Origin of the sequence: Microtetraspora fusca (assembly GCF_001570365.1) — a bacterium.
Lineage (GTDB): Bacteria > Actinomycetota > Actinomycetes > Streptosporangiales > Streptosporangiaceae > Microtetraspora > Microtetraspora fusca.
On the sequence record NZ_BBYK01000104.1, the window covers coordinates 1 to 9,711 of the forward strand.

Genomic DNA, 9,711 nt, shown 5'->3' on the forward strand with positions numbered 1-9,711 from the left:
TCCGCAGGACGTCGAGCTCGTCCGGACGCTCGGCCTGCTGCCCTGCCTCGGCCCCACGGCGGTGAACGTCCTGGAGACGATCCCCCAAGTGGCGGCCGACCTGATCTGGCTGGCCGATCGGGCGTCACCCCTCACTCGCACCCGGGCCGTAGCGGCGATGTGCCGCATCGGCGACCCGATCGCCACCGGCTGGCTGCTCCGCCACGCCACCGACGGCCGTCATCCGACAGAGAGCGACGCCGTGCAGATCGCCGAAGCGGTCTCCTTGGCGGACGCCCTGGAGGAGGCCGCCGCCATCGACAACGAGATCATCCTCACCGCCGGCAGGCTTCTTCAGGCCCTGTGCTCCTCCGACGGCTATCCGGCCCGCCCGGACGAATACCACGACGTCTGCCGGGCGATCGCGGCCTTCGCGGTACACGCCGCCGAAGCGAGGCCGGAACTGGACCTTCTCGCCGCGCTCATCACCCTCGCCGAGGAACTGCGCTCCGGCCCCGCCGCCCTCCTCCCCTGGCCGACCGGAGAACCCGCCACCACACTCAGCCGGCTGGACCGTCTGATCGCCTCCCCGCGCTGGGCGCCGGTGCTGGCGGAAGCGCGGCGTTCCGCCGATCAGGTGACCCGTTGGCGGGCAGGCTGGGCGACCCGCGCCATCGCCAGGCCGTTCCCCGATCGGGGGTCGCCTGGCGAGGCAGTGCACGACCGGCTGGCCATCCGTGTCGCCGTCCCCGATCCCGTCCGGTCTGGTCTGGTCGAGACCCGGCTGCTGGTGAACGGCCGGCCAGTGATCGCGGACGCGTTCCACAAGGGCCTGCCGTACCAGCCGGAGGATCTCCTCGGCGCTCTGGAGGCCACCGACCGGCCTCACGAGGTACGGCTGGCCGAGGCGTACTGCACCGAGGGCTGCTGCGGAGCCCTCTACGTCACCATCGTGCGCGACGGCGACACCGTCGTCTGGCGCGACTGGCGCGATCCCGACGGAACGGTCACGTTGCCGCCGTTCCGCTTCCACGCGGAGCGGTACGCCGCGACGATCGCCCAGGCCGGACGCGACCACGGATGGGAGTGGCCCGCCCGCAGCCTGGCGCGCAAGCTCGACCGGCGCCTACGTGACCAGCCGGAACCGCTCGCGGCCTGGGAGTGTGATCTCGGTCGCGTGTACGCGCGGAACGAGGAGCAGGACACGGTCAGCATGAGCTTCTGGCATCCGCGCCATCCTTCATCGTGGGATGGCGACGATCCGTGGCTCCAGTTCGAATGGGTCATCCCGCTCGACGGCACCGACCTCGACGCCCAGGTCGCTCATCTGGCTGACCGCCTCCGCCACACCGATCCCAAAACCTATGCCAAGGTCGTCGGCGGCTCGCGAGAGTACGCCGACCGCCTCGGCTTCCCTTGGCCGCACTGACCAGTCGATCACGGGGTCCGGCCCGGCTCTCATGAGACGAACCGGACCCCGCTTCCCCGGTGGCCAGCCAGCGCCGCGACACACGTCCATGAGCCCCTGGAACAGGCGGCAGCCTGCGACAACGACAGGCACCCGGGTGTCAGCAACTGACACCGCGTCCGAGCAGCAAACGAGCAACGAGAAACAGAAGAGCCGTGATCACCTTTTACGTGATCACGGCTCTCACCTGCTACTACACAGTCGGGACGGCGGGATTTGAACCCACGCCCCCTTGACCCCCAGGCAACCCCAACCCATCCAATCGCACGGCAGTTCAGTGGCTCTGAACTGGGAAAACGATCCCCAGCAGTCCATCGGAGTCCTCGGGCGTACGGATGCGTTGTCACTCAGTTTGTCAGCCAGCGAGCTCCCATCAAGGACAAGAGGCATGGCAAGCGCAACTGTGAAGTCACGGCAGCTGCCAGATTCCCGCGAGGACGACGACCAGCACGGACACGAAGCCCACCGCCGACCACAACAGGCGGCGGGAGGAGTCGGCCAGGATCGCCAGCGCGCCGGCCCCCAGGCACAGGCCGAACAGGTAGACCGCGTGCCAGCCGGTCGAGCCGGGGTTGAACCCCGCGGCGGCCAGGGAGGGCGCGGGCCCCCAGACCGCGAAGTCGGCGTAGAAGCCCAGCAGGTAGAAGGGGCCGACCCCGTCACCGTACCCGGCCCCCGTGGTGTTCACGACGAGGTTGAAGCTCACCAGCACGACCATCGACAGCACCGACGCCCCCGGCCAGGGCGCCCACCGGGCCATCGCGACCCCGAGCAGGCCTGCGCCGAGCAGGTTGAGCGGCCCGCACGCGAGTTCCGCGACCGTCGGGAACCGCTCCAACTGGTTTCCCGTGGCCACATAGAGAAAGGACAGGAGGGCCTGCGCGGCGACGCCCACGAGGAACGGGCCGAACGCGGCCAGGCCCAGCGCCCCCGTGCGCTCCGCCCGCCCACGTGGCAGAACCCCCAGCATCTCTTCCGCGCCGGCCCGGCGGGCGGCGGAGGCGACCAGGTTGGCAGCGAAGAAGACGGGCACCCCCCAGAACAGCGTCATCGGCTCGGTCAGATCGCTGAACGCGGGCCGCGGACCGTCCCACGCGTTCTTGGCGATCGCCAGGCTCCACAGCGCCGCGCCCAGCAGATGGAGCGGATGGCGCAGCAGCCGCCACATCTCGTTGATCGCCATCGCCGCCAGGACATCGGAGCGCGACCCGCCGTGGACGACCCGCGCAGCGCCGGTCATCCGGCCGCCACCAGAGCGGCCTCACCGAGCAGCAGCAGGTAGGCGTCTTCGACGGTCGGCTCGACCAGTCGGGCGCCCTCGGGCGGGACGCCGATACTCCTGAAGACCCCCTCGCCGGTACGCCAGGAGAGCAGACCCCCCTTCTTCTCCCCGAGCCACGTATGGCCCTTGGCGAGGGCTCGCAGCTCCTCCGGTGTTCCCTCGAACGCGCTTCTGCCGTCCTTGAGCACGACCACTCTGGCGCACAGCGCGGCGACGTCCTCGATCTGGTGGGTGGAGAGGATCACCGTGCGGTTCTCGCCGATCCGGGAGATCAGCTCCCGGAACCTCAGGCGCTCCTCGGGGTCGAGCCCGGCCGTCGGTTCGTCGAGGAGCACCAGCTCCGGCTCGCCGAGCAGGGCCTGTGCGATGCCCACCCGCCGCCGCATGCCTCCTGACAAGGCCCGGATCTTCTTGCCGCTCACGTCCGTGAGCCCGACCGCGTCGATCACCCTGCGTACCTCGTCGTGTCTGGCACGCCGGTCCGCCATCTCCTTCAGGATCGCCACGTAGTCGACGAACTCGAACACGGTGAAGCCACGGTGATAACCCGGCTCCTGTGGCAGGTAGCCAAGCCTGCGGCGGATCGCCGACCGCTCGGTGGCCGGATCCCTGCCCAGCAACCGCATCGTTCCGCCGTCAGGCGTGAGCACGGTCGCCAGCAGGCGGATCAGCGTGGTCTTGCCCGCGCCGTTGGGGCCGAGCAGGCCGTTCACGCCGACCCCGGCGGTGAACGAGAGCCCGTTCAGGGCATGGCTGCTCCGGCCATAGGCCTTCGTCAGACCTTCGACGACCACGCTCATGAGAACTCCTTGCGGCGCGCTACCAGAAGCACGCCGGAAACGACCGTTATGGTCAGGTAGCCGAGCTGCCCAACGGTGCTGAACATCGCCAGGCTCGGCTCGCGCAGGTTCGTGCCGGCGATCCCGGCGAGCCAGAGTATCGACACCGCAAGCGCGCAATGCGCGGGCTCGAACCACCGGGACAGCACAAGGGACAGGGATGTGAGCGCCAGCGCGGGCAGCAGCCAAGCGGCGACGGTCCAGTTCTGACCGAGCAGGGCGAAGCCGATGACGAGCGCGGGCAGCGCCGAGGTGACCAGCACCGCGGCCGCGCGCATCAGCATCACCTTGAAGGCCGAGTACGGCGCGGCCAGTCCGATCTCGTATGCCGGGTCCGCCCCGCGGCCGTAGGCCAAGCCCACTCCGGCGACCGGCACGATCGGCGCCAGGGCGAGGAAGCCGACCAGGCCCCATCTGGTCGTCTCCCTGGCGGCCAGCACCGCGAACAGGAGGACGAGCGCGCCGGCCGAGATCCACGACAGGTGGAGCGAGTAGGCCGCGGCCAGCAGCCGCGCTGTGTGATCGCGCACGCCGACCAGACGCAGCAGCCGCTCGAACGGCCCGGGAACGGGACTGTCCACGGCCTCGGCGATCTCATCCCACACCCGGTCGAGCCGCGCTCGCGGCACCTGGGGGGCCAGCAGCCCCCTGCACTGCGCACATGCCAGCAGATGGGCCTCCACCGAGGCGGCCAGTGTCGCGTCGAGATCCCCGTCGGCGTACCTGGTCGCCAGGCCGCCGTCCATGTGCCAGGTCATGCCAACTCCTCCCTCAGCAGGGCTTTCGCACGCATCATCCGCGTCTTGACGGTCCCCGTGGGGATGCCCAGCAGCTTCCCCGCCTCCCGCGTGGTCAGCCCGTCAAGCACAGTGGCCTGGACGACCGCCCGTAGTTCCGGCGACAACCTGTCCAGCGCCCGGCCCAGATCGCCGTACTCGATTCCGAGCAGGACCTGCTCCTCGGCCGACACCATGATCTGCTCATAGGCCGGCGACACCACGAGGGGCCGCCTGCGCAGCAGATCCAGCAACCGGCGTATGCCGATCCCCCAGATCCACGCGGCCGCCTCCCCCTTGCCGTTCCATTTGCTCGCGGTGCGCCACACCGCCACGAACGTGTCCTGCACGGCCTCGTCCACGACCGCCTGGTCGGCGCACCGTCGACTCAGCCGGAGCAGGAGCCACGGCGCGTGCCTCTCGTACACGACCTCCAGCGCACGCCGGTCCCCATCCGCGACCGCGCCCAGTAATCGAGCGTCACTCCACTCCGCCTTATCGTTCATCGCCTCTGCCTGTCGGTCTGTGCCTCGATAGCCCTCGGTCCTCTGTCGCGCTGCGACCGCCATACGGTTCACGACAGGCTCACCCAAGGGAAGGGGGCCGACGCGGGGCGAGCCACGGCGTGTGGCCGCCGTGCGGCGTCTCCGGGCGCGCTCGTCGCCGCCGGCGACGGCCTGGAGAGATCGCCCGTACTGCACGCGCCGTACTCGTCCAATTGTTTCGCTAGAACGGAACCGTCAGGCAGGCCATCCGCGCACCCGCGCTCCCCGGGGGCGGCGGGTCTCCGTGGCTGGTGTGGTGCTCATGGATGATGACGGAAGCCGGGCGACGAGAGTCGAACCGCCAGTCCTGCACGGCAGAGGCGAACCCGTTGCCGCGGAGGGTTTGACCGGTTCATCGAACCAAATTCGCCCTTTTTCCCGACAGGTCGGCGTGAGAAAGTTCATCATCCTGCTCGCGGTCGCGCTGGCGGCGTGCTCGGCTCCCGCCACGCTGCACCTGCCCCCCGGCGCGGGAAAGATCATCATTGACGAGGACCCCGGCGAGCTCAACGACGACGCGCTGGCCACGGCCATGCTGCTCGATTCCTCCCGGGTCGAGGTGCTCGGGATCACCACGGTCGGCGGCAACACCTGGCCGGAGGAGGGGGCTGCCTACGCCCTGCGGCTCCTGGAACTGCTGGGCCGCACCGACATACCGGTCATCCGGGGAGCCACCGCGGACCCACGGACCCGCCCCGACGGGAAGAACTACCGTTCCCTCCCCTACGCCGGCGCGCTGGCCCGCCCCCGTCCCCTCGGCTACCGGAACCTGAGCGAGACACCACGTCTGGGATACCCAACCACCGAACCGAGGGACGCCACGGCTTCGGAGTTCATCGCCGACCAGGTGAAGAGCAATCCGCACCAGGTGACGATCCTGGCCCTGGGCCCGGCCACCAACCTGGCCCGCGCCATCGAGGACCATCCCGAGATCGTGCCCCTCGTCAAGGGAGTCGTGTTCATGGGCGGGGCGTTCGACGTGCCGGGCAGCGTCACCAAGGACGCCGAGTTCAACTGGTGGTGGGACCCCCGAGCCGCCGAGATCGCGCTCGACGCTCCCTTCAGGGAAAAGACCGTCATCCCCCTCGACGCCTGCCAGGAGCTCCTGTACGACAAGGAGATCTACGACAGGTTGGTCGCGGCCCCAGCGGCGCCCCTCTCCAAGCCGCTGCGGAACCTGCACGGCTCGATCTTCGCGGGCGATCCCGCGTACAGCATGCCCGTCTGGGACACGGTCGCGGCGGCCGTCTTCCTCCAGCCCGACATCGTCACCGACACAAGCGACCGCCCCGTCTCCGCCGAGCCCGCGACGGGCAAGGCGGTCCAGGGCGTCTCCCCCGCCCACGTCGTCAGCCACGTCGACGCCGCAAGATTCTGGGACATCTACGTCGACCGCCTCACCGGAGGACGCACCTCATGAACGCATCCCGTCTCGCGTGGCCCGCGCGCGCCCTCGCCCTCTGCTTCGCGATCGGAGCCGCGGTCTATCCGGGGTTCGGGACGGTGGACCTCGCGGTCCCCATCGCCGCACCGTCGCCCGCGTTTGTCCAAGCGTCGGTGCTGGAGGGCGGCTGGGGGCTGGTGCTCTCCCTGTTGGTGGCCGTGCCGTTCCTGGTCGTCTTCCTCAATCCCGCGGCGCGGGCCGCGGCCTTTGGGGAAGTGATCGTCGTCGGGACGGTGATCGGCCTCACCGGCGTGCTCGCCGGCCAGCCGGCATTTCTGGCCGTCACCGCGATTCTGGGACTCTGCGTGGGAGTGCTCGCCGCGATGCTCCGCGGCTGGACGACCGCGGGCAGACCGCGGACCTGGCATCTCGTTCTCGCCGTCGCCCCGTTCGCCGGCGCAGCCGCGGCTATGGTGCTCGGCGAGGCCGCATTGGCGGCGTGGCTGGGCGTCGTAGGCGCTGTGGGGGTGCTCGGCGTCGTCCTCAGCCGATGGGGCGCCGTCCCGAACCCCCGATCCCGGCTGCCGCTCGCACTCGCGGCGGCGGCGGCACTCCCCTGGATCTGGTACGCCGCCGACATGGTCCGGGCCGCCGCGGAGGGCCGTGAACCGATGGAGATCACGATGGGGCTGGACCATTGGCCGGTCCAGGCGGCCCTGGGCATCGCGCTGGTCGCGTTGGCCGCCTGGGGACACCCGATTCCTGCGGTCACGTCAGGTATCGCCTCGATGAGCTTCGGCGCCCTCGCCATGAGCTACCCCGACCACCCGGCGAGCCCCGGCACGATCTGGGGCGTCGCGGCCCTCATCTGGGGCCTGACTGTCCTGCCCTGGGGCCTCCTCCGCCGACGGGCCCGCTCGGCATCAGGAGGGGTAGAGGTGCCGCAGTAAAGACAGATCGGGTGTCTGCGGCACCCGCTTTTGGAGAGCGGAGGTTCCTCCGCCCGTTTAGGCACCTTGAGCTGATCCTCGGCGAACGCCACCCGCCCCCGACACTCCGCCGGTACCCGAACCACTGCAACGGACACAGGCCGCACCATTCCGGCGACAACGGCATCAAGGTCTTCCGACCAGACCGGCTCGGCGGCTGTGGGGCTCCGCGGTAGAGCCCCACAGCCTCCGCTCATGCGGGTTCGGACATGCGGAAGTCATATCCGGGTGGGACGGGCTCGCCGGGGTGCACGGCCAGCCAGAGCCGGTCGAGGGAGACCTCCCCCTCGCGGATGTCGTCGACGCGGATACCTTCCGTCGGCAGGCGGCGGAGGCGGTCGTCGTCGCCGGTCGCATGCGCGGCCGGTCGACGCATGGGCGGCGACCGTCGCGGCGTTCGCCTCGCTCGGCCTCGGCTTCGCCGCCGTGATGGTCACGGCCACCGGCACTGTCGTCGGTGACGCGCCGGCCGGTGGTGCGCTCGACGGGGAACCCGAGGCGGGGTTACTGGTGTGTGGGTGTGAGCGCGCGGGCCGGCAGGACGGCGCGGCGGTCGCTGCCGCCCGCCTTGAGCAGCGGGAAGGATGATGGCGTACCGCTCGGTTCTGGTGCGTGCCTCGAACGCCTCGCGGGCGGCGTCGTCGTCGGCGAGGGCTACTGGTCCTGTCGGCCGTACAACGTGGTGAGCTGGGCGGCCAGCTTCGCCAACTCGTCCCGGACGGCCTGCGGGCCCTCCACGATGACGAGGTCGCCCCAGCCCGCGAGCTGGCGGGCGATGTCCAGCGCGGTCGGCGCGGTGAGCGTGACACGGACCCGCTCGCCTTGGGAGATCACCTCGCAGTGGCGGCCGAAGCGGTCGTGCAGGACGGGCAGGTGGCGGGCGTCGACGGTCGCGGTGGCGGTGGTCGTCGCGCGCCGTGTCTCCATCGCGGTGACGACCTCGTTCCAGGCCGCCGCGAGGTCGAAGTGCGCCGGACGCTCGGCCGGTTCCTCCGTCACCTCGGCGTCCGTGACCCGGTCGACGCGGAAGGTCTGCCGTCCGCCGGGGGTTCCGGCGATCAGGTACCAGGTGTCGTCCTTGTCGACGAGGCCGAACGGCGCGACGACGCGCTCCCGTCCGGAGTAGGTGAGGCGGGCCTTTCGACGCCGAACCACCGCGTCCTCCAGCAGATCGACGAGCACGGGCCGCGCGCGGCGGTGCTCGCCCCAGCGGGCCGGATCGACCACGACCGCGTCCGCCGCCGCCTCGGCCTCTTGCCGGAACGTCGACGGCAGGGCGCGCACGAGCTTGCGCAGCGCCGCCTTGGCCTCCGGCGCGATCGCGGCGGCCGGGCCGAGCAGCAGGAACAGCGCCCTGGCCTCGGAGGCCTTGAGCCCGGACAGGTCGGTGCGGGCGCCGCCCAGCAGTGCCCAGCCGCCGCCGCGTCCGGCCTGCGGGTAGACGGGGATGCCCGCGGCCGACAGGGCCTCCAGGTCACGGCGGGCCGTGGCGACCGAAACCTCCATCTCGGCGGCGATCTCCGCCGCCGTCACCCGGCCGCGCGACTGCATCAGCAGCAGGACGGCCACCAGACGATCCGCTCTCACGCTTCGACGATGCCAGAAAAGTGCTCATTCGATGAGCACTTTGCCTGGAAGCATCGATCTCACAAGCCACCGAACGGAAGGCAGAAGGACATGCTCCGCGGACTCACCACCATCAGCTTCTATGCCCATGACGTCGTCGCCGCCCGTGACTGGTACGCCGAGTTCCTCGGCGTGCGGGCCTACTTCCAGCGGCCGGAGCAGGGCGACCCGGCCTACGTGGAGTTCCGCGTCGGCGACTACCAGCACGAGCTCGGCATCATCGACGCGCGGTTCGCTCCGGACGGCTGGAGCACCGAGGACGGCGGAGCGATCGTCTACTGGGCCGTCGACGACCTGGAGGCGACCTGGGAGCGGCTGCTGGAGATGGGAGCCACCCCGTTCGAGAAGCCGACCGGGCGCGGCCCCGGGTTCGTCACCGCCTCGGTGCGCGACCCGTTCGGCAACATCCTCGGCGTCATGGTCAACCACCACTACATGGACGTCCTCGCGGGCCGGAAGGGCTGACCACGATGACCGACAACGCCCTGCTCCTGGACGACGCCGCCGCCTGGAGTGCATGGCTCGCCGAGCACCACGAGACCGCCCGCGACGTCTGGCTGATGATCGCCAAGAAGAACGGCAACGCGACGACCGTCACCCTCGACGAGGCCTTGGACGAGGCGCTGTGCCACGGCTGGATCGACAGCCACCGCAGGGCGTTCGACGGCGACTACTACCTGCAGCGCTACTCGCCGCGCACCCGCCGAAGCCCTTGGTCCAGCATCAACGTCGCGAAGGCCGAGGCGCTGACGGCCGCCGGCCGGATGCGCCCGGCAGGCCGCGCCGCGATCGAGACCGCCAAAACCGCGGGCCGCTGGCCCGC

General features: G+C 70.6%; 11 protein-coding genes. 5 read left to right on the forward strand and 6 right to left on the reverse strand.

Translation table 11 applies throughout. From position 1 onward, the window contains the following. A partial coding sequence (locus AWQ68_RS43900; RefSeq protein WP_066951984.1) for a hypothetical protein occupies positions 1-1,408 on the forward strand: 1,408 nt, incomplete at its 5' end. Positions 1,409-1,856: 448 nt separating this feature from the next. On the opposite strand, the gene AWQ68_RS40155 is transcribed toward AWQ68_RS43900, so the two are convergent. The 4 genes from AWQ68_RS40155 to AWQ68_RS40170 are packed head-to-tail and all read right to left on the reverse strand — an operon-like array spanning position 1,857 to position 4,850. Next, on the reverse strand, positions 1,857-2,687 hold the full coding sequence (locus AWQ68_RS40155) for a hypothetical protein (protein ID WP_066951986.1): 831 nt from the start codon (positions 2,685-2,687) through the stop codon (positions 1,857-1,859). Further along, positions 2,684-3,529, reverse strand: a complete 846-nt coding sequence (locus tag AWQ68_RS40160) for an ABC transporter ATP-binding protein (protein ID WP_066951988.1) — start codon at positions 3,527-3,529, stop codon at positions 2,684-2,686. The genes AWQ68_RS40155 and AWQ68_RS40160 overlap by 4 nt, the downstream gene beginning before the upstream one ends. Further along, positions 3,526-4,326, reverse strand: coding sequence for an anti-sigma factor family protein (locus AWQ68_RS40165; RefSeq protein WP_066951990.1), 801 nt, complete (start codon positions 4,324-4,326; stop codon positions 3,526-3,528). Before AWQ68_RS40165 ends, AWQ68_RS40160 begins: the two co-directional genes overlap by 4 nt. Further along, positions 4,323-4,850, reverse strand: a complete 528-nt coding sequence (locus AWQ68_RS40170; RefSeq protein ID WP_066951992.1) for an RNA polymerase sigma factor — start codon at positions 4,848-4,850, stop codon at positions 4,323-4,325. The genes AWQ68_RS40165 and AWQ68_RS40170 overlap by 4 nt, the downstream gene beginning before the upstream one ends. 430 nt (positions 4,851-5,280) lie before the next feature. Between AWQ68_RS40170 and AWQ68_RS40175 the strand changes: the two genes are divergently transcribed. Both AWQ68_RS40175 and AWQ68_RS40180 read left to right on the forward strand, forming a co-directional pair. Next, the gene (locus AWQ68_RS40175) at positions 5,281-6,309 is read left to right on the forward strand and encodes a nucleoside hydrolase (protein ID WP_066951994.1); all 1,029 of its coding nucleotides are present in this window, start codon (positions 5,281-5,283) and stop codon (positions 6,307-6,309) included. Next, positions 6,306-7,223: a hypothetical protein gene (locus AWQ68_RS40180; protein WP_066951997.1), complete on the forward strand. Its 918-nt coding sequence runs from the start codon at positions 6,306-6,308 to the stop codon at positions 7,221-7,223. The genes AWQ68_RS40175 and AWQ68_RS40180 overlap by 4 nt, the downstream gene beginning before the upstream one ends. A 232-nt stretch (positions 7,224-7,455) precedes the next feature. Here AWQ68_RS40180 and AWQ68_RS43905 read toward each other — a convergent pair whose 3' ends face one another. Together AWQ68_RS43905 and AWQ68_RS40190 are read right to left on the reverse strand one after the other, a co-directional pair. Further along, the gene (locus tag AWQ68_RS43905; RefSeq protein ID WP_066952000.1) at positions 7,456-7,638 is read right to left on the reverse strand and encodes a hypothetical protein; all 183 of its coding nucleotides are present in this window, start codon (positions 7,636-7,638) and stop codon (positions 7,456-7,458) included. A 278-nt stretch (positions 7,639-7,916) separates the two neighbouring features. Then, complete coding sequence (locus AWQ68_RS40190) at positions 7,917-8,849, reverse strand: helix-turn-helix transcriptional regulator (RefSeq protein ID WP_066952001.1); 933 nt, start codon at positions 8,847-8,849, stop codon at positions 7,917-7,919. Positions 8,850-8,939: 90 nt separating this feature from the next. On the opposite strand from AWQ68_RS40190, the gene AWQ68_RS40195 reads away from it, so the two are divergent. Both AWQ68_RS40195 and AWQ68_RS40200 read left to right on the forward strand, forming a co-directional pair. Continuing rightward, the gene (locus tag AWQ68_RS40195) at positions 8,940-9,353 is read left to right on the forward strand and encodes a VOC family protein (protein ID WP_066952002.1); all 414 of its coding nucleotides are present in this window, start codon (positions 8,940-8,942) and stop codon (positions 9,351-9,353) included. A 5-nt stretch (positions 9,354-9,358) separates the two neighbouring features. After that, positions 9,359-9,711 (forward strand): YdeI/OmpD-associated family protein (locus tag AWQ68_RS40200; RefSeq protein ID WP_066952003.1); only part of this gene is annotated, 353 nt, incomplete at its 3' end.